An 18,996-nucleotide genomic window follows, 5' to 3' on the forward strand; every position below is an offset into this window, starting at 1 on the left:
CATTCACGCCGGAGATGCGCACCTTGTCGCCCTTGTTGAGCTGACCGGTGTCGGTGAACTGCCCGTAGTAGCTCGGGCTGGCGAACATCATCGGGATACTGGTGAAGCTTTGGCCGACCGCGACCACGAGCACCAGCACGGTGATACCCATCAACCCCACCCGGTTGCGGTTGAATTCCGTCAGCGTTCTCATTGCGGCGTGCACCTACCGGTGGGTTGCTGCCAGATCCGAACCGTGCGTACCGGACCGCCGGCCTGCAGTCCGTTCCACTTGATGGTGAGGTCGCAGACGTAGAAGTTCACCCAGTCTCCGTAGAGCCCGATGCTGCGGCCGATCAGGTTGAGCGCGGTCGGCGTCTTGTGGATCAGATCGCCGAGCTGATCGCGTTGGTCGACGAGCGGCTGCTGAAGTGCCTGCAGGTAGTTGATCGTCTTGTGCAGCAGAGCGCGGTTGTCGGCGAGTAGGTCGGACACCGTTCCGGCGGCGTTGCTGATGTTCGCGGTGCCGGCGGCCAGCGGGTCGGCGTGGTGTTCCAACCCGGTGATCAATCTCTCGAAGTTGTCGATCGTCTGGTCGAATTCCTTGCGATGCCGAACCGTGGTGTCCAGCACCGTGTTCAGGTTCTTGATCACCTCGCCGATCGCCTGGTCGCGTTCGGCGATGTGGGCGGTCGCCTGCGCGGTCTGGTCGAGGATGTCGTTGATGGTGCCGCCCTGACCCTGGAACACGGTGATGATGGCCGACGCGATGGTGTTGACCTTCTCCGGATCGAGCGCCCGGAATAGTGGCTTGAAGCCACCGATCAGGGCGTCGAGATCCAGCGCCGGTGAAGTTCGCGCCAGCGGGATGAAGCCGCCCGGCGGCAGGACCCGGTCGTAGCCGTCGCCCTCGCCGCGCTTGAGCTCCAGGTAGCGGTTGGCGAACAGGTTGAGATAGCGGATCTGCGCGGTCGTCGACTGGTAGAGCGGTACCGAGCGGTCGACATCGAAGTCCACAATTACCCGCCGGCCGCCGTCGATCAGCCGCACCGCCTTGACCTTGCCGATCTCCACTCCCGCGGCGCGGACGAACTGGCCGTCTTTCAGCCCAGTGGCATTCCCGAACTCCGCGTGATAGCTGTTGGTGCTGTTGAAGCGCACCTGAGCGAACACCACCACGATTGACACGGTGATCAGCAGCAGCACCAGCGAGACGATGCCGAGCTTGATAGCGGAGCCGGTGATTTTCATGGGTTGATCGTGTTGTCCCCGACTTGACGGCCCCAGACGTACTCGATTGCGTACGGTGAGCCCGTGTCCAAATGGTTGTAGGGCGCGAGACTGGCGCCGGTGTCCACCACCAGGCTCGGCGCCGGCCACAAATCATGCGTCACGGCCTGCCAGCACCCCGGGGCACCGCCTGGCCCGCCGCGGGCGTTCACCCGCGGCAGATTGTCCGGATACACAAAGGGATTCGGCGCCCCGCCGACCAACCCGGCGAGCCCGAGGAGCCCCATGGTGGCCGCCGTGCCGGCTAAACCCGGGAGCGTGAGGATGCCTCCCAAGCCTGACGTCAGCTCGGTCATGGTTCTCAGCGCGTAGCCGTTGCCGCCGCCGGTGGTCGCATAGGCGGCGGGTTCTTCGTCGTAGTAGTTGCGGATGGTGCAGAAGATCTCGGGGCTGTAGGTGTCGAGTAGCTGGGCGGTGGGCAGCAGATCGGCGGCCCCCCGCTGAAAGTAGGGCCCCCCGCGGGCGAAGATGTCTGCGCCGGTGTTGCCCAACCCGGCCGCGGCCAACAACGCGGCATCGAGGTCGGCTTCGTGCCGGTGCAGCGTGCGCGCCGTGACCACCGCGTTGTTGAGGGAGTTCAACAGGTCGGGTGCGGCGTTGGCGTACACGTCGCCCAAAGCCGCCAGCCCTTGGATGTCGTGCCGGATCTGCGGCATCTGCGGATTGATGTCGTCGAGGATGGCGTTGGCGTTGACGATCGATTGCCCGAACTTGTCGCCCAAGCCGGTCAACGCCTGCGCGGCTGCGGCCAGTGTCAGATTGACCTTGACCGGATCCAGTTTCTCGGTGATGGAGGTCAGGGTCTCGAACAGAGTGTTGAACTCGGTTGTCACCGACCTCGCATCAATCACGTGTTGGGGTGTGATGCGTTGCGACGTCGGATTTTTCGGCGATGTCAACGACACGTACTTGTTTCCGAACACCGTGGTCGCCTTGATGTTGGCGTCCACGTTGGCCGGAATCAGCTCGATGTACTTCGGATTCACGTTCAAGTCGAACTTGGCCGCCGGTATGCCGTCCCGCTCGACCTCCGAAATGCTGGCCACCCGGCCGACTTCCACGCCGTTGTAAGTGACCTTCGAACCCGGATCCATCACCAAACCGGACCGGGGAGCCAACATCGTCAAGCGTGTCGTCGGCGATAGCCGGCCCCGGAACTGCAGCCAGACGACCCCCAGCACCACCGCGAAGACCATCAAGAACACCACCGCGGCCGTCCTGTACGGCGGAATGCGTTGCGGGTTCTCCTTCACCGGGGTCGTCATGGCGGCTACACGGTGAGGTTGAAGTTCGGGGTCTTGCCGTAGACCGCCATCGCGGTCAGTACGACGACCACAACGATCGTGATCAACGACAGCCGCATCGACCGGCCGACCGCTTCACCGACGCCGACCGGCCCGCCGGTGGCGGTGTAACCGTAGTAGCAGTGGGTGGTCATCACGACCACCGCAACCAGGATCACCTCCGCGAACGACCAACCGACGTCGTTGAGGCGCAGGAATGTGTGGAAGTAGTGGTTATACGTGCCGATCGACTGTCCGTAGAGCACAACGGTGGTGACCTGCTGGGACAGGAAAGCCATGGTCATCGCCAACCCGTAGAGCGGGATGATGACGATCAGACCCGCCACCACCCGGGTGGAGGCCAGGTATGCGACCGATCGGATGCTCATCACTTCGAGCGCGTCGATCTCCTCGCTGATGCGCATAGCGCCCAGTTCGGCGGTGGCGCCGGCGCCGACCGTGGCGGCCAGCGCCTGACCGGCGGCGACCGGCGCGACAAACCGCACATTGACCAGTGCGGCCAAAAAGCCGGTGAATGCCTCGACACCGATGTTGCCCAGCGTCGCGTAGCCCTGGATGGCGACCAGCGAGCCCGCGGACAGGGTGATGAAGCCGACGATGGCCGCGGTGCCACCGACCACAGCCATCGCGCCGGTGCCCATCCCCATCTGGGCCACCATCCGCAGCAGCTCTCTGCGGTAGCGGTGCATGGCGAAGGGGATCTGCCCGATTGCTGTCAGTGCGAACCAGACCATCTGCCCGATCTCGAGCAGTGGCCGGGATGGGGCGTCGCCGTAGCGAACGACCAGTGCGGATGTCCGCGGGAAGCGGACGCGTAGTGCTGCAACCGTGGCCATCTCAGCGGCCCGTCCCGAACCGGACGCCGATGGTGGTCAGCGCCGCATTGACCGCGAAGAGGGCGATGAAGCACAGCACCACCGTCTCGTTGACGGCAGTGCCCAGACCTTTGGACCCGCCCCGCACGATCAGCCCCCGATAACAGCCGACCAGGCCGGCGATCAGCCCGAACGTCGCGGCCTTGATGAACGCGATTACCACCTCGGGCAGGCCGGTGAGCGCCGTCAGGGTGGAGAGGTAGGCGCCGCTCGAGACGTTCTGCAGGTACACGCTGAACAGGTAGCCGCCTCCCAGGCCGACGGCGACCACCAGGCCGTTGAGCAGCACCGCGACGATTGTGGAGGCGACGACGCGGGGCACCACCAGCCGGTGGATCGGGTCGATGCCGAGCACCTCGAGCGCATCGATTTCCTCGCGGATGGTGCGCGCGCCGAGGTCGGCGCAGATAGCAGTGCCCCCGGCGCCGGCGACGACCAGCACCGTCACGATCGGGCCGAGCTGGGTGACCGCGCCGATCGCGGCACCGGCACCGGAGACGTCGGCGGCGCCGATCTCGGCCAGCAGGAGGTTCAGCGTGAAGATGAGGAGCACGGTTTCCGGGATTGACACCGCGATGGTGGGTAGCAGCGACACGCGCATCAGAAACCAGCCGTTCCAGATGAACTCGCGCCACTCGAACGGCTGCCGCAGGGCTTTTCCGGTCAGTACGCACATGCGGAAGAATCCGCCGGCCACTTCCGTGCCCGGCCGAATCCTGCTGCCGACTTTGCTGGCAACCGAGTGCGAGGTGGTCATCCGCGCCGCCTTTGACGTGACGACGCAACCAGCCGCGATCCCTCCACCGCTTCTTCGACCGGGCGGCACCTCGTCGTGGGCTGGGGATCGTGATGGTGTTGGTGATCGCGATCAACACGCCGATTCGTCGAGCGGCCGTACAGCGAAAGGCTCTTGACTACAGGGTCTTTCGAACGAAACGGGATAGCCGGAGCATTCTGGCTTCTCTCATCGAACCCTTGGTGCAATGCCGCGGGGTGCCACTGTTGGCGGGGCGCATCACTCGATTCTCGGCGCCAGTCGACTTGGTGCTCCTCCCGATCGGCACTCTGAGACCCCACCCTTCGGCTCCATGCCGCCCTAGTTTGCGCCACGCATCACTATGGCATTAGACCGTACGGTCAGTCAACAACCGGCTGCGGCCCGCTGCGCTGCCCGACGAACGCGTTTGTCAGGGCATTGCGCGCTATTTGGACTATTTTGGCGATTACCAGTGTGTTTGGGCATTAATCGCCCGCCTACCGCTCGATCCACACCGCGGTGGACAAGAGGAGTCGCAGCACGAAAACCGACCGCGCGTACAGTGATAGCAATTCGTGCGTCTTTCGCTCGCCGATCGCCGGCACAGGACGGCTGGGCACGTCAAAGGGGAAGCGGTGCGCCAATCCCCACGGCGCGCAAGGTATCCGCGGCTACTCGGTCAGTGAGTCGGACTCGTGACCGCGGTAAGACATTCGCGCACCACCGAGACGACGTCCGCGGACGGGTTGGTCCATTTGCTGAGCGCCAGGCGGTCGAGTAGCAGTCCGCCGAGGAACACATCGACGAAAGCGGCCCCAACTTGTTCGGGTGTCCGGGAATCGGCGGGATCGAACCACACCCACATCCACTGCAGTGATCCCCACAGCTGCAGTGCCGCGAGTTCGACGTCGACGGTACGGAACACGCCGCTCTCTATTCCGCTGCGGATCTCGTCAGTCGCTAGGGTTTGCAACTGATGACGCAGCTTGCGGACCTGCTGCATCGCCGGATCGCGGGACAGCTGTACCACCTCGCGCTGGCTTGCCACCGTCGCGTCGCGGGCAACCACTTGGAGGAGTGCGGAGGTGTAAATGATCGCGGCGATGCGTTCGTGCGGTGCGGCAAGTCGGGCCCATGCCATCTGTAGCGCATCGAGTTGACGTGCGAGGTGGGTCTCTTCAAGCTCCCGCAACATCTGTGCTTTGGTTCCGAAGTGGTGAACGATGGTGCCCTTCGACATGCCAAGTTCGTCGGCGATGTCGCCCATATTCGTTCTCTCATAGCCGCGTTCGGCGACGTAACGGACAAACGCGTCGAAAATCTCACCACGCCTACCAGGTCGGGGCATCGACCACCCTTCGGCTCAAACTAACCGTACGAACGGTCTATCATAAGCGCCGCGATGTCAAGATCCCACGCGCCGCGGGGCCTCAGACATCCTTGGGCGCAGCCGAACCCGTCATGCCGTCTGGCGCCCCGGCGATCAGGTCGATGAATCTTGCAACCCGTTACCAAGGGCGGCGCTACAGAACCGCGCGGGTCTACAGCGCTCGGGGGCCGCCGAACCTATCCGGGGCCGTCACGACATACGTGTTGGCCTTCGCCGTTGGTTTGATCTCACCGGCGGTGTACACAGTCATCAGCTCTCTGCCATCGCTGTCGACGACACAGACGTAGGTGTCCGTCTCGGCGTCGTAGTCGAAGCTGTCCCAGGCCAGCAGGAATGCCAAGCAGTTGCCGTCGCGGTCGGCGACGACAAGCTTGTGTACTCCAGATTCCCGTAATAGCTCGGCATCCTGTGCGAGCTGCTGAGGGACCTGGCCGGTGTGGAGTGTGGCGTGTGACATCTGTGTACTCCCTTAGCGAGGGTGTCTCGTTCTAGCCTAGGCTCAACTGCTCAAGTAATCCGAGCCTTGCGGGAAAAGGTTTCTCCCCGGAATGCCACTCCGACCAGGGCACTACGGCCCGTCTCCAGGGGCCGTAAGTCGCTTGCCCGAAGAAGCCGGGGTCCGAGGGCATGTCGTGTTGCCGGCCCACCGTTAAGCGCTCGGGCACCCCCGCGCGCTGTGGCCGGTTACGGGGGACGGGGTTTTGGGGCGCACCGCCACCAATACCACCCCGGCCCCGAACACAGCGGCGGTCGGCCACGAGAAATGTCCGTCCGGTGCGAAGCCGCCCTGCGCCAACAAGTGCAATCCGACGGCGGCCAGGACTGCGCCGGTCAGCATGATCGTCTCGGCCCAGCGATCGCCGAGCGGCAGGCCGAACGTGGGCAGCGGGACCGCGAAGAATCGCCGCTGCCACCAGAGGAGCAGCATTACCGCCGCCGTCACGACGCTGAGGATGGTGACCCACTCGAGCCGGACCAGCCACCACGCCACCGAACCCTCGTGCGGTTGCGGTATCAACCCGGCTGGATAAGCGACGATGGCGACGATGACGACCGGAATCATGTGCCACAGGTAGAGGGCCATCACGTTGGCATTGGCGGTGGACAACACGCGCTGCACCGGGCGGTGGTGCAGGACCCGGTCGAGGGTCGCCGCGACTGCCATGGCCAGCCCCGCTTGCGTGCAAGCGAACGCCATCATCGCCACTGTCGGCGGCGAGGTGTTCTCGATCGCCTCGCCCGGAACGCCGATCATGCTGACCGGATACGGGCCCACCCGGATCAGCAGCGCCAGCACGACGGCCGAACCGGCGGCCAGCAGCACCGGTCGGCGGCCGCCCAACAGCCCACCGTGCCAAGCGATTCCGAGCTGGTAGAGCAGGCCCCAGCACAGCAGGTAGTTCAACCAGCCGACATAGGGGATGTGGCCCGCCAGCGAGATGGCGTCGATCAGCACCACCCCCGCGGCCAGTGCCGCCGACACCCTGAGACCCCAACGCCTATGCGCGGCAACGGCAATCGGTGTCAGTGACACGACCAGCACATACACGGCGAGAAACCACAGGTGCATGGCGACGGCCCAACCCGCGTATTCCATCACCGTGCCAGGCACATGCCGAACCTGCAGGACCACCACGACCACCGAGACCAGCGCGACATAGACCGTCGTCGGGCCCAGCACCCGAGCAAGTCGGTGCCGGATCCAGTCCTGGCGCGAGAAACTATGGGCGTCGCGGCGGTGCGACCACGACACCGCGCCGGCGTAACCTGCCACGAAGAAGAACACCGGGACCGCCTGGAAGATCCAGGTCAGCCACTGCGTCCACGGCATGTCGAGCAGCGGGTTCTCGCGACCGAATTGCCCGTCGTGATAGGTCACCGAACCGGCCAGCCAATGGCCCAGCACAATGAGAACCACCCCCGACGCGCGGTAGAAGTCCACCGCCAGATTGCGGGCCGGTCGCCCGGTTTCTACGTCGTCCATCGGATCGGGGCAAGGTCGATACGGTGCACTCGCGCAACGGTACCCGCCCCTTGGCGTGAAGTCGCTGCGCGCACAATGATTCCATGAAGCAAGCTCGCCTCGCCGACCTGGAGGTAGGCCGCCTAGGGCTGGGCGCGATGGGTATGTCCGTCGCCTACTCGGGTGCGGGCAGTGATGACGCCGAGTCGATCCGCACCGTTCATCGCGCCATCGATCTGGGTGTCACGTTGATCGATACCGCCGAGGTGTACGGCCCGTACATCAACGAAGAACTGCTCGCTCGAGCCCTCCAGGGTCGCCGCGATCAGGTGGTGCTGGCCACCAAGTTCGGCCTGATCTCCCACACGGGCCGCAGCGGGCCGGACAGCAGCCCGGCCAACATTCGCACCGCGGTGGAGGGTTCGTTGCGAAGGCTGGGCACCGATCACATCGATCTCTACTATCAGCACCGCCTCGACCGCGAGACCCCCATCGAGGACACGGTTGGTGCCCTGGCGGAGTTGGTCGCTGCCGGAAAGATCCGGCACATCGGCCTCTCGGAGGTCGGCGTGAACACCATCCGGCGCGCCCACGAGGTGCATCCCATCACCGCCGTGCAATCCGAATATTCGCTGTGGACCCGCGATCAAGAACAGGCGATATTGCCGCTGCTGCGCGAACTGGGGATCGGGTTCGTCGCCTACGCACCGTTGGGCCGCGGCTTCCTCACCGGTGCCATTCGCTCCACCGAGGGCCTGCCCGATACCGACTACCGCAAGACCAATCCGCGGTTCTTCGACGAAAACTTCCAGCACAACCTGAAGAGCGCGGACGAACTGCGGAGCATCAGCGCTGACGTCGGCGCCAGTCCCGCTCAGGTCGCGCTGGCCTGGCTGTTGGCGAAAGGCCCCGACATCGTGCCGATTCCGGGGACCAAGCGCGTGACGCGACTCGAGGAAAATGTCGGTGCCGACGCCGTCGAATTGACGCCCGACCAGCTGTCCCGGCTCGACCGACTCACCCCGCCCAAGGGCGGCCACCACGCCGAAGCGCAGATGGGCTGGATCGACCGGTGATGGTCGCCAACGTGCCGGTGATGTTGTGGCGCAGCCGCTCTCGGCAATAGTCGACTTTCTAGTCGACGCTGGCCAGCGCCGCAGTGCCGTAGTGCTTTTCGATCAGCGTCCATGGGTCGGCGTATGGGCCGCGTCCCTCGAACCGGCGCTGCACCATCAGGACCGCACGCAGAGCCGGCCGCAATATGGGGCTCAGCAGCCGCACCACGGTCCGCATCCGGCCTTGCGTTTCGGCGATCCAGGCCAGGGTCTGGGACCAGTCGTGCTCCTGGAACTCGAGGAGAGCCTGCGCTTCGGTGGTGTCGTACCAGCCGGTGAAGCTCCAGCCGCGGTCGTCGCCGGGGTCCCCCGGCAGGCTGGCGGAGGGGCCGAGCCCACCCAGGCCGAGGGCGTCCATCAGGCCGTCCTCGAGCTCGCGTTGGGTGAGCACATACGATTCGTTGCCGCCGATGAGCAGCACCTTGCCGGCGATGGTTTCTTTCCGATCGACGGCGTTGGCGAACGCCAGCGCCACATCACGAGCGTCCACCGCGTGCATCCGGTTGTCGCCGGGGATCGATCGCATCAGGAGCAGCGAGTCACCGTTGACCGTCGTGTGCGTATCCGGCGAGATGACCCCGCCCAATCGGAAGAGCGCGTACGGCAGGCCGCTGGCGCGGATCGCCGCCTCGGCGAGCACCTTGTCCTGACCGTACTGATCGATGGGGTTTACCGCAGTGTCCGGCGTAATCCGCTCCGGCTGGCGGTACGGGTTGCGCGATCCGTACACCGCGGCGCTGGACGCCATCAGGAACAACGGCGGGCGGGGGAGCGCGGCACACGCCGCCAAGAGGTTCTCGGTACCGCCCACGTTGACTTTGCGGGCCAAGCCGGGTTTGCGATACGACAGCGGCGACACGATCGCGGCGAGGTGAACGACCGCTTCGGGCCGATGGGCCGCGACGAGATCCCGGACCGCCTCGGCGTCCAGAAGATCGGTATAGGCCGGAATCAGCGTCCCGGGGTGGCGGCCGGCGGCCAGTTCTTTTTCGACGCCGGCGGTGTTGTCGTTGCGCAGGTCCATCGCGACGACCGTGCGCCCCCGGTCAAGCAGGATCTGCGTGCAACGCTTGCCGACCTGTCCGAAGGCGCCGGTGACCAAAACGGTGGAGGCAGTGGAAGAGGTCATGGCCGCGTCATGGTCCCATCAACCCGTTGGCGACCCGGCCGATCGCCCGGCGGATTCGGTCGGAGACATAGACAGAAAACACGGGAGTGACGATATCCTCTCGCAGTCGAGTTAGCTTGGAGCTCTTGATGAACCACTGTCCGCCGATCTTCTCGTAGGTCTCGTGGTAATGCCCGTAGCCCACCAACGTCACCCCGGGCCCGAACCGGACGACGTCTTGCAGGGCCCAAACCCCGCGCGCGGTCGTCGCCGACGTGAGCGCGATCTCGGGGGCATGCACCTGGTGCACGGTCGCCTGCGCCGGCCGCCCGAGCGCCTTGCGTGTGAACGCCACGAAGTCGTCCGCACCCTCGATCACCTTGCCGCCGGCGTCGGCCGTGTCGCTGAGGAAGTCATCGGTGAAGACGGTGCGCCACGCCGCCCAGTCCTTGGTGTCGAGATTTCGGCAATAGCGGGCCTTGAGCTGCTTGAGGGATTCGATGGCCAGCAGCGTGGCGGTGTCCGCGTCCGCGATGGTGCCCTCCACGCGCTCTGTCATTGCGGCTCGATTCTGTCCCTCAGGGTCGCGGCGTGACGTTTCACTGGCGAAGTGTAAACCTCTCAACCTTTGAAGTAGACAACCTGATGGGTGGTGGCCAGCAGCACGCCGTCGCGTGCCCACACCTGTGCGCTCTGGTCGAAGTAGCCGCGGGCGAAGCGGTTGGCGTGGGCGGTGCACAGGACGAACTCGGTCCCCAGGCCGTCGAGTTGGTGTTGATCGGCATGGAAATACGTCGTCAGCGAGATCGTCCCCGACGGGACGAAGCCGCCGCGTCGCAGGAACACCCGCGGGTAGAAGATGTCGCTCAGTGCGGCCAGTGCCGGATAGTCGACGGGGCGTTGCGCGGCGTCGCGCACCCACAAGGTGGTCTTCGACGACGGGCTCGGTTGCCCGTCTTTGCCGGGCATGGAGCCTTCGGCGAAGCGCATGTCGTAAAGGCTCGTCCATCGAACGAGGCCCGGATCGGTAGCGGGCAGCTGCTCCGGGTCGGGCGCGCGCGGCGGGCGGCTTTCGGTATCGGCCCAGCCGTCACGGCGGACTGCGAACAGCGCCGTCGCGGTCGTCTTGACCTCTCCGTCCTGGCTGAGTTCGACGATCCAGTGCTGGTTGGTGCGGTTGGTGCGTGCCGCCCGCAGTGAGATGTCGAAGTCGCCGTCGGCGATGGGGGCGGCGTAATTGACCGTCAACGCCAGCGGCTCGCCGATGCGATCGGAGTGCGACTCGACGGCGCGCAGCATGACGGCGGCCGTGATCCCGCCGAACGGCCCCACCATGTTGGCCCATTCCGGATGGGTCCGGCCGCGCCTGACGTGTGTGCTGATCGCGTCGAGGCGGATGGCGTCGTCGAAGGGATGTGTATCGGTCATGCTGAGTACTGCAGACTACGGGCCTCCGACCCATCTGCCGGACACGGGGCGGTTGGACGACAAGATTCCGAAAGGCGAGCCAGGATGGGCAACTCTCAGGACAAATCTCCCGCTGAGCTGATCGACGCCAGGATCAAGGAGCTAGGGGATTGGCGCGGCGAGATGCTCGCCCGCATCAGAGAACTCATCAAGGACGCAGATCCCGACGTCGTCGAGGAATGGAAGTGGCGAGGTGTTCCGGTCTGGTATCACGACGGGATGATCTGCACCGGCGAGACCTACAAGGACGTGGTGAAGATGACCTTCGCCAAGGGCGCCGCGCTGAAGGATCCCTCGAGCCTGTTCAATTCCAGCCTTGACGGCAACACCCGGCGCGCAATCGATTTTCGCGAGGGCGACACGGTCGATGAGAAGGCATTGAAAGCGCTGATCCGCGCCGCCGTGGAGCTGAACCGATCTTAAGGCGCCAACCTGTACAGCCGTGGGAGCGGTGCTGTACAGTCGCCCAGCACAAGGTCGACGCTCGAATGGGAGGCCATCCGGTGACGTCCGAGTCGGTCGAAGACTTCCGGCGCCGGGCCAACGCCTGGCTGGCGGACAACCTCCCGCGGCTGGATTCCGGCGACGCGATGGTCCTGCAGCGCGACGAACTGACCTCGTGGCAGCGCGCCCGTGAACTGCAAAAGAAGCTGTACGACGGCGGATTCGCCGGCATCTGCTTCCCGCGCGAATACGGCGGCCTCGGGTTGGGCTACGCGTACAAGAAGGCGTTTGACGCCGAGGCCCTGGCCTACGAGACGCCGCTCATGCTCAACGTCCCGTCGTTCGCAATCTGCTGCGCGACGATCCTCGACATGGGCAGCGAGGAGCAGAAGCGAACGCACATCGCGGCGGCGCTGCGCGGAGACGAAGTGTTGGTGCAGCTGCTGTCGGAACCCAGCGGGGGATCGGACTTGGCGGGCGTCCTCACCCGCGCCGAACGGAGGGACGGGCGGTGGATCATCAACGGCGCCAAGACGTGGAGCACGTGGGCATTCGCCGCCGACTACGGCCTGTGCCTGGCCCGGACCGATTGGAGTGTGCCCAAACACCAAGGGCTGACGATGTTCCTGGTGCCGCTTCGGCACCCCGGCGTCACCATCAACCGCATCAAGCAGGTCAACGGCTCGGTCGAGTTCTGCGAGGAGTTCTTCGACGACGTCGACGTCGGTGACGACGCCGTGGTGGGGGAGCCGGGGAAAGGATGGGACGTCGCGTCACGCCAGCTCTACCACGAGCGCCGCAGCATGGGCGACGGATCGGAGTACACCAGCGGGCCGGGAATCACCGAGGCTGAAGACATTTCGGTCGACCTGCTGTCCCTGGTCGAGAAGACGAACCAGGGCGGCAGTAAACGAGTCCGCGAGATGGTGGGCCGGGCCCTGGTCCATCGGGCCGTGCACGGGCAACTCAGCGAACACGTCTTTCACGCCGTGGCCAACGGATCCCTGCCGCCCGCCGCTGGATCGATCATCCGTCTGTACATGGCCGAGGTGCACGACGTCGAAATCGACACCGCCATGGCCGTCGCCGGGCCGGCGGCCGTGGTCGACGATCAGGCGGGGCTGCTCGATATCGGCACCCGCTACCTGGGCCGGCAGATCGCCCACATCGGCGGGGGGACCACGGAGATGGCGCGCAACGTGATCGGCGAGCGGGTGCTGAACTTCCCACGCGAATACGCCGCCGACCGCGGCGTGCCGTTCAACCAGGTGCGACACGGAAAATCCTGAGGGAGGCCGGAATTGAGCGACCGACTTCGTGACATCCGGGAGTTGGCGGGAGACTCCGAAGCTTACCGGGACGAACTGTACCGGCGCTGGACGGGTCTGCTCAGTTACCGCTACATCGGCCGCAAGCACTCCTCGATGGACCTCGGCGAGGTCGACGACACCGTCACCATTCGCCGGGACATGCGCAACGAGGCCGGGGGAATCATGGTGGCGCCGTTGGCCATTTCCTCCCCGGAGGGGTGCCAGACCGACATGGTCGCGGTGCCCAACCCGGTCATCGCGTCGGTGCAGATCGTCGACCCCGGCTACGACGTCAGGCGGGTCGAGATCGTCGGCTCCGGCATCGTGCACCAGGGCCGCACCATGGGGTACGGGCGGTGCAAGATCGTCGACGCCGACAACCCGGATCGGGTGATCGCCTTCAACGAGGGGCAGGGAGCGATCATCGGCATCCCGCCCGAAGGCCTTGACCGGATGGATGTTTCGGGCACGGAGCTGGTGATCGAGGACTCGCCGGACCTGCCGCCGCTGTGGCAGGCCTTCGGGGCCAGCAGGCGCGGCGACGGCCATTGGGTGCTGCCCGAGCTCAGCACCGAATTGGCTTCTCCGGACGCCGCACTGCATATCGGACCGCAACACGTCGTCCTCGAAACTGCAGCGATCGACCTTGCCGCCGACGTCGCCGGCACCCGAAGGCTGCAGGTGGTGAGCTGGCACGTCATGTTCATGTCGCGCGGCAAGGTGGGTCCGTTCCGCGTCGAGGGCACCGCGCATCCGGGCGAGTCAGGGCGAGTCGGCGTGCGCATGTTGCTGCACGACGAGGGGAACGCGGACAAGGCCGTCACCTCCGCCGCGGCGATCTTCGACGTCGTGAGCTGAATCAACCCTGGTCATACATCTGCCCGCGTCTGTATGGTGCTAAAGACTCGACACGACAGGAGATCGCGGTGGCAGAACGGCTGGCCGGTAAGGTCGCGCTCATCAGTGGGGGCGCGCGGGGAATGGGCGCGTCGCACGTCCGCACACTGGCTGCCGAGGGCGCCAAGGTGGTGTTCGGTGACATCCTCGACGACGAAGGCAAGGCCGTCGCCGCCGAGGTCGGAGACGCGACCCGCTACGTGCACCTCGACGTGACGAAGTCCGAGGATTGGGACGCGGCGGTGGCCACCGCGCTGGGTGAGTTCGGCGGCATCGACATCCTCGTCAACAACGCGGGCATCATCAACATCGGCACCTTCGAGGACTACGCGCTCTCGGAGTGGCAGCGCATCCTCGACATCAACCTGACCGGTGTGTTCCTCGGCATCCGCGCCGTGGTGAAGCCCATGAAGGAAGCCGGGCGGGGATCGATCATCAACATCTCCTCCATCGAGGGGATCGCCGGCACCATCGCCTGCCACGGGTACACCGCCACCAAGTTCGCCGTCCGGGGCTTGACCAAGTCGGCGGCACTCGAACTCGGGCCCAGTGGGATCCGGGTGAACTCGATCCACCCCGGGCTCATCAAGACGCCGATGACCGAGTGGGTGCCCGAGGACATTTTCCAGACCGCGCTGGGCCGGATCGCCCAGCCCAAGGAAGTCTCCAACCTCGTCGTCTACCTGGCCAGCGACGAGTCCAGCTATTCGACCGGCTCGGAGTTCGTCGTCGACGGCGGCACCACCGCCGGCCTGGGCCACAAGGACTTCTCCGCGGTCGACACCGCCGGGCAGCCCGACTGGGTTACCTAGCGGGAACTAGGGATTCGGCTTCCTGGGGCGCCTTCTCGTCGCTTGGCTTGGGCCAGGGCGACGGCACCGGGCGCTGCCGCACTCGTTGCGGCCACCAGAACCACTTGCCCAGCAGCGCCGCAATCGACGGCGTCATCAGCGACCGGACGATCAGGGTGTCGAACAGCAGACCCAGTCCGATGGTGGTACCGACCTGACCGATGACCGTCAGCTCACTGACCGCCATCGTCATCATCGTGAAGGCGAACACCAGGCCCGCCGAGGTGACGACCGAACCGGTACCGCCCATCGAACGGATGATCCCGGTGTTCAGGCCGGCGTAGATCTCCTCCTTGAACCGCGCAACCAACAACAGGTTGTAGTCGGCGCCCACGGCAAGCAGGATGATCACCGACATCGCGAGCACCATCCAGTGCAACTCGATGCCGATCAGGTGCTGCCAGATCAACACCGACAGGCCGAAAGACGCGCCCAGCGAGAGCAAGACGGTGCCCACGATGACCGCCGACGCCACGACGCCCCTCGTGATGAGCAGCATGATGATGAAAATCAAGCACAGCGAAGAAATCCCGGCGATCAACAGGTCGTAGGTGTTGCCGTCGCTGAGGTCTTTATAGATCGACGCGGTGCCCGCCAGGTAGATCTTCGAGCCCTCCAGCGGCGTGCCCTTGAGCGCTTCGTACGCCGCCTTCTTGATGGCGCCGATGTGCGAAATGCCTTCCTGCGACATCGGATCCCCGTCATGGCTGATGATGAATCGCACGGCATGGCCGTCCGGGGAGATGAAGTTCTTCATACCCTTCTTGAACTCGGCGTTGTTGAAGGTCTCCGGCGGCAGGTAGAACGAGTCGTCGTTCTTCGACGCATCGAACGCCTTGCCCATGGCGTTGGAATTCTTCTGCGCCTCGTTCTGCTGATCCTGCAGACCCTTTTGGGTCGAATACATGGTCAGCATGGTGGTTTTCATCGCCTTCATGTTTTCGATCATTGAAGGCATCAGCGCCACCATTTGGGGCATCAACGTGTCGAGATGGTCCATGATGGGCAGCAGGCTCTGGATGTCGTCGGTCATCGTGTCGATGCCGTCCAGGCTGTCGAAGACCGACCGCAGCGACCAGCACACCGGGATGTCGTAGCAGTGCCGTTCCCAGTAGAGGTAGCTGCGAATGGGCCGGAAGAAGTCCTCGAAATCGGCCATGTGCTGCCGTAATTCGTTGATGTCGATGGTCATGTCGTGCATCTTCTTGACCATCTGATGCATGTCCTCGGCCATCTGCACGGTGATGCGCTGCATCTTGGTCATGCTGTCGATGGTCGTCTGCATCATGTCGGCCTGATGCAGCATATCGGCCATCTGGTCTTCCTGATACTTCTGGTTCATCTGCTGGGTGACGCCCTGCATGCTGATCTGGAACGGGATCGACGTGTGCTCGATCGGCGTGCCCTGCGGCCGGGTGATCGCCTGCACGCGACCGATTCCCGGCACCCGGAAGACCGTCTTGGCAATCTTGTCGATCACCAAAAAGTCCGCGGAGTTGCGCAGGTCGTGGTCGCTTTCGATCATCAGCACTTCGGGATTCATCCGCGCCTGCGAGAAGTGCCGATCGGCGGCCGCGTAACCCTCGTTGGCGGGTAGGTCGGTGGGCAGATAGTTGCGGTCGTTGTAGTTGGTGCGGTATCCGGGCAGGGTCAGCAAGCCGATGAGCGCGATCCCAATCGTCACGACTAGGATCGGTCCGGGCCAGCGGACCACGAGAGCGCCGACCTTGCGCCAGCCGCGAATGCGTTGCGTCCGCCTGGGTTCGAGCGTCCTACGGAAGCGGGTCACCACCGAAATGACCGCGGGCCCAAGCGTGAGCGCCGCCGCCACGACGACCACCATTCCGATGGCCAACGGGATGCCCAGCGTCTGGAAGTAGGGCAGGTTGGTGAAGTGCAGGCAGAAGGTCGCGCCGGCGATCGTCAGACCCGACCCGAGAACGACGTGTGCGGTGCCCTTGTACATGGTGTAATACGCGTCTTCGCGCGACTCGCCGACGGCGCGGGCTTCCTGATATCGGCCGATCAGGAAGATCGCATAGTCGGTGGCGGCCGCGATTCCCAACGTGACCAACAGGTTCGTGGCGAACGTCGAAAGCCCGATGAGCTTGAAGTAGCCCAGGAAAGCGACCATTCCACGCGCGGCCGACAACTCGAGCACCACCATCACCAGCGTGAGCAACACGGTGATCACCGACCGGTAGACCAACAGCAGCATGCCGATGATCACGGTGAACGTGGCCGCCGTGATGAGCTGCAGGCTGCGGTCGCCGGCCTCATGCTGGTCCGCCGATAGCGCCGCGGGCCCCGTGACGTAGGCCTTAACCCCTTTGGGCGGGGGGACGCTCTTGACGATGCTCTGCACCGACTCGACGGATTCGTTGGCCAGGGCTTCGCCCTGGTTACCCGCCAGGTAGACCTGGACGTAGGCGGCCTTACCGTCGTTGCTCTGAGCGCCCGCCCCGGTCAGCGGATCGCTCCACATATCCTGAACGTGCTCAACGTGTTTGGTGTCCGCGTCGAGCTTCCTGACGATCTGGTCGTAGTAGGCGTGGGCGTCGGCGCCGAGGGGATTCTGCCCCTCGAGGACGATCATGACCGAGCTGTTGGACTTGTATTCGTTGAAGATCGCGCCCATGCGCTTGGTCGCGACGACCGATTGCGCGTCGTCGGGGGCCATGGACACCGAGCGCATCTTGCCGACCTCGTCCAACTGGGGAACGACGACGTTGAGCACCGCGATGAGTGCGATCCAGCCCAGGATGATGGGCACGGCGAAGGTTCGGATGATCCGCGGGATCTTCTCCCGCACCGGTTCGTCGGCGACGGGAATGGTGTCGGTGCGGGCGTCATCGAAGTGTGCGCTCATGCGGATTTCACCAAGCAGAAGGTCAAGGCGTGCACGCCGTTGGTTTGGTTCTCGGCCTTGACTTCGTCGTCGATGGTGATGCGACAACCGAGGGAATTACCGTCGCTTTGGGCCGAGAGATTCGGGAAGACCGAGGGGGCGGTCGTGCTGAGCACGAGCGTCCAAGGCAAGGGTGCGCCGTCGACCCGCTTCGGGTCGGCGGACAGGTCCAAGTAATTCACGTTGGCCGTGCTGGCCGTGCCGAAGACCTCGTACTTGACGACTTTCGGCTTGAACGGCTTGGAATCGTCCAGCCGCGGGCTCGTCATGACGCCCGTGTCGTGGGCGCCGAAGAACGACTTGACCCGGGTCACGGCGAAGCCGCCGACCACCAGGACCGCGACGATCAGCAGGGGCAGCCACGCGTTGCGCACAAGCTTCACGTCAGGTGATTCCCTTCCCCATCAGGCCGCCGTCATCGGTCAGCGTCAGTGTGACCTGTGCACCAGCTCATGGGCAGGGAAGCACCACCACGACTTACGTTGCACCGCAATGGTTCTCGCCGATGACTATGATGCATGTGCGCTCGATCGCCCGATGCGGGAACGGTCGCCCAAGCGCACCGACGCTCGCCCCCAGTACCGACACCTACTTCATGAAGCGTCTTCGGATACCGCCTGATGAGCATAGTACATAATGTGCAGACCTTGCACACCATGCAACAATTGCTCGCGGTGTTTCAGATCACTTCGTAAAGATGCTGTTGACCAACGCGGCGGCCCGCTCGACATAGGGCATGGGCGTGTCGTCGGCGGCGCCGGCTTCCCCGCTTGACCAGCGCTCGATGCCCGAACGTACGGCCGTCAACGCGAGTGCGGCGATCAGCGCAACTATCTCGTCGTCGGCTCGCATGCCTTGGCGACGCGCGACGACATCGGTCAGGTGATTCTGGAACCTTTCCAAGTCGGCGAGGAATGCCGCCAGCACCGCGGGGGAGGTTTTGGCGAGTTCCAGCATGCCGGCCGCCTGTTCGCGTTTCGGGGGCACGTCGCGCAGATGGTGCGCCGCCAGCGTGATCAGCTCTTCCAGCACCACCGAATAGGGGGCGGGCCCGGCCGCGACGAAATCGGCTACCAGCTCCGGGGGTATGTCCGAAGGGCCATACGCGATCGCGGACTCTTTATTCGGGAAGTAGTTGAAGAAGGTGCGCGTCGACACGCCCGCATCGGCGCAGATCTCCTCGATGGTCACCTTGTCGAATCCCCGTTCCAGCGCCAGGCGCACAGCGGCGTCGCGGATGTCTGCGCTCGTCTGGCGCCGACGACGCTCGCGCAGACCCACCGGGTTGGACATAGCACCATAGTTGCACGTTCTGCACAATTTGCAGTCGAAAGGAGG

Annotated in this window: 18 protein-coding genes and 1 pseudogene; 5 read left to right on the forward strand and 14 right to left on the reverse strand. The window is 64.7% G+C overall.

What is annotated here, in order from left to right:
- The 8 genes and pseudogenes from A5678_RS24500 to A5678_RS24535 form a co-directional block, all read right to left on the reverse strand.
- Positions 1-193 (reverse strand): annotated as a pseudogene (locus A5678_RS24500) (mammalian cell entry protein); the annotation flags it as partial.
- The gene (locus A5678_RS24505; RefSeq protein WP_068048224.1) at positions 190-1,230 is read right to left on the reverse strand and encodes a virulence factor Mce family protein; all 1,041 of its coding nucleotides are present in this window, start codon (positions 1,228-1,230) and stop codon (positions 190-192) included. The gene A5678_RS24505 and the pseudogene A5678_RS24500, both read right to left, overlap by 4 nt.
- Positions 1,227-2,534: an MCE family protein gene (locus tag A5678_RS24510; protein WP_068048229.1), complete on the reverse strand. Its 1,308-nt coding sequence runs from the start codon at positions 2,532-2,534 to the stop codon at positions 1,227-1,229. The genes A5678_RS24505 and A5678_RS24510 overlap by 4 nt, the downstream gene beginning before the upstream one ends.
- A gap of 5 nt (positions 2,535-2,539) precedes the next feature.
- Positions 2,540-3,409: an ABC transporter permease gene (locus A5678_RS24515; RefSeq protein WP_068048232.1), complete on the reverse strand. Its 870-nt coding sequence runs from the start codon at positions 3,407-3,409 to the stop codon at positions 2,540-2,542.
- A gap of 1 nt (position 3,410) precedes the next feature.
- A complete protein-coding gene (locus tag A5678_RS24520; protein WP_068048235.1) occupies positions 3,411-4,205 on the reverse strand; it encodes an ABC transporter permease in 795 nt (264 codons plus the stop codon).
- Between the two features lie 679 nt (positions 4,206-4,884).
- The gene (locus tag A5678_RS24525) at positions 4,885-5,553 is read right to left on the reverse strand and encodes a TetR/AcrR family transcriptional regulator (protein WP_068048238.1); all 669 of its coding nucleotides are present in this window, start codon (positions 5,551-5,553) and stop codon (positions 4,885-4,887) included.
- Positions 5,554-5,746: 193 nt separating this feature from the next.
- The gene (locus A5678_RS24530) at positions 5,747-6,052 is read right to left on the reverse strand and encodes a hypothetical protein (RefSeq protein WP_068048241.1); all 306 of its coding nucleotides are present in this window, start codon (positions 6,050-6,052) and stop codon (positions 5,747-5,749) included.
- Positions 6,053-6,244: 192 nt separating this feature from the next.
- A complete protein-coding gene (locus A5678_RS24535; RefSeq protein WP_068048244.1) occupies positions 6,245-7,579 on the reverse strand; it encodes an acyltransferase in 1,335 nt (444 codons plus the stop codon).
- Positions 7,580-7,662: 83 nt separating this feature from the next.
- On the opposite strand from A5678_RS24535, the gene A5678_RS24540 reads away from it, so the two are divergent.
- Positions 7,663-8,634, forward strand: a complete 972-nt coding sequence (locus A5678_RS24540; protein WP_068048247.1) for an aldo/keto reductase — start codon at positions 7,663-7,665, stop codon at positions 8,632-8,634.
- 58 nt (positions 8,635-8,692) lie between these two features.
- Here the strand turns inward: A5678_RS24540 and A5678_RS24545 are convergent, their stop codons facing one another.
- The 3 genes from A5678_RS24545 to A5678_RS24555 form a co-directional block, all read right to left on the reverse strand.
- A complete protein-coding gene (locus A5678_RS24545; RefSeq protein ID WP_068048250.1) occupies positions 8,693-9,802 on the reverse strand; it encodes an NAD(P)-dependent oxidoreductase in 1,110 nt (369 codons plus the stop codon).
- Between the two features lie 7 nt (positions 9,803-9,809).
- On the reverse strand, positions 9,810-10,340 hold the full coding sequence (locus tag A5678_RS24550; protein ID WP_068048252.1) for a nuclear transport factor 2 family protein: 531 nt from the start codon (positions 10,338-10,340) through the stop codon (positions 9,810-9,812).
- A gap of 62 nt (positions 10,341-10,402) precedes the next feature.
- A complete protein-coding gene (locus A5678_RS24555; RefSeq protein WP_068048255.1) occupies positions 10,403-11,209 on the reverse strand; it encodes an acyl-CoA thioesterase II in 807 nt (268 codons plus the stop codon).
- Positions 11,210-11,293: 84 nt separating this feature from the next.
- On the opposite strand from A5678_RS24555, the gene A5678_RS24560 reads away from it, so the two are divergent.
- The 4 genes from A5678_RS24560 (at position 11,294) to A5678_RS24575 (ending at position 14,711) form a co-directional block, all read left to right on the forward strand.
- A complete protein-coding gene (locus A5678_RS24560) occupies positions 11,294-11,671 on the forward strand; it encodes a DUF1801 domain-containing protein (RefSeq protein WP_068048258.1) in 378 nt (125 codons plus the stop codon).
- An 80-nt stretch (positions 11,672-11,751) separates the two neighbouring features.
- Entirely contained in the window at positions 11,752-12,981 is a 1,230-nt protein-coding gene (locus A5678_RS24565) for an acyl-CoA dehydrogenase family protein (RefSeq protein ID WP_068048490.1), read from the forward strand.
- A gap of 12 nt (positions 12,982-12,993) precedes the next feature.
- Positions 12,994-13,860: a hypothetical protein gene (locus A5678_RS24570; protein WP_068048261.1), complete on the forward strand. Its 867-nt coding sequence runs from the start codon at positions 12,994-12,996 to the stop codon at positions 13,858-13,860.
- Between the two features lie 68 nt (positions 13,861-13,928).
- Positions 13,929-14,711 carry an SDR family oxidoreductase gene (locus A5678_RS24575; protein WP_068048264.1) on the forward strand — a complete coding sequence of 261 codons (783 nt, stop codon included), beginning with the start codon at positions 13,929-13,931 and terminating at the stop codon, positions 14,709-14,711.
- On the opposite strand, the gene A5678_RS24580 is transcribed toward A5678_RS24575, so the two are convergent.
- The 3 genes from A5678_RS24580 to A5678_RS24590 form a co-directional block, all read right to left on the reverse strand.
- Positions 14,704-17,619: an RND family transporter gene (locus A5678_RS24580; protein ID WP_068048267.1), complete on the reverse strand. Its 2,916-nt coding sequence runs from the start codon at positions 17,617-17,619 to the stop codon at positions 14,704-14,706. The genes A5678_RS24575 and A5678_RS24580 overlap by 8 nt on opposite strands.
- Positions 17,616-18,032, reverse strand: a complete 417-nt coding sequence (locus A5678_RS24585) for an MmpS family transport accessory protein (RefSeq protein ID WP_068048493.1) — start codon at positions 18,030-18,032, stop codon at positions 17,616-17,618. The genes A5678_RS24580 and A5678_RS24585 overlap by 4 nt, the downstream gene beginning before the upstream one ends.
- 310 nt (positions 18,033-18,342) lie before the next feature.
- Positions 18,343-18,951 carry a TetR/AcrR family transcriptional regulator gene (locus A5678_RS24590; protein ID WP_068048271.1) on the reverse strand — a complete coding sequence of 203 codons (609 nt, stop codon included), beginning with the start codon at positions 18,949-18,951 and terminating at the stop codon, positions 18,343-18,345.
- Positions 18,952-18,996: the final 45 nt, after the last annotated feature.

The sequence above is a fragment of the Mycobacterium sp. E2733 genome, from assembly GCF_001667585.1.
In the GTDB taxonomy this organism is placed as follows: domain Bacteria; phylum Actinomycetota; class Actinomycetes; order Mycobacteriales; family Mycobacteriaceae; genus Mycobacterium.